This is a genomic window from Pauljensenia hongkongensis (genome assembly GCF_001746855.1).
GTDB classification, from domain to species: Bacteria; Actinomycetota; Actinomycetes; order Actinomycetales; family Actinomycetaceae; genus Pauljensenia; species Pauljensenia hongkongensis.
On the sequence record NZ_CP017298.1, the window covers coordinates 129,594 to 130,343 of the forward strand.

Sequence of the window (750 nt, forward strand, 5' to 3'; positions counted from 1 at the left end):
AGCGCTACGCCGCCTTCAAGGAGCAGGCGCGCTCGGACGCGTCGGAGCGGGCCCGGTGGGCGGCGGCCCTGCCCTTCACACCCGACGCCTTCCAGGTCGAGGCGCTCGACGCCGTCGAGGCGGGAGCGGCGGCCGTGCTCGTCGCCGCGCCGACGGGCGCGGGCAAGACGGTGGTCGGCGACTTCGGGGCGCACATGGCGCGCCGGGGCTCGATGCGCGCCTACTACACGACACCCATCAAGGCCCTGTCGAACCAGAAGTACCTGGAGCTGTCGGACATGTTCGGCGCCGACCAGGTGGGCCTGGCCACGGGGGACACGTCGATCAACCCCGGCGCCCCGATCGTGGTGATGACCACCGAGGTGCTGCGCAACATGATCTACGCGGGGGCGGGCCTGTCGGATCTGGCGGTGGTGGTCCTCGACGAGGTCCACTACCTGTCGGACCGGATGCGGGGGCCGGTGTGGGAGGAGGTCATCATCCACCTGCCCCGGCACGTGCAGATCATCGCCCTGTCGGCCACGGTCTCCAACGCCGAGGAGTTCGGCGCGTGGATGGGCGAGGTGCGCGGGGGCTGCGCCGTGGTGGTCTCCGAGGAGCGCCCCGTTCCCCTGTACCAGCACATGGTCGTGGGGGACGAGATCCTCGACTTGTACACCCCCTCGGGCGCGCTCAACCCCCGGCTGGTCCACCTCACCGCGCCGCGGAGCCAGCGGGGCCCCGGCGCCGCGGGGCGCCGGGGGGCCGGGG

Annotated in this window: 1 protein-coding gene; it reads left to right on the plus strand. The window is 73.1% G+C overall.

Going from position 1 to position 750, the window contains the following annotated elements:
- On the plus strand, positions 1–750 hold a 750-nt coding region (locus BH719_RS00600), incomplete at both ends, for a DEAD/DEAH box helicase (RefSeq protein WP_009399836.1).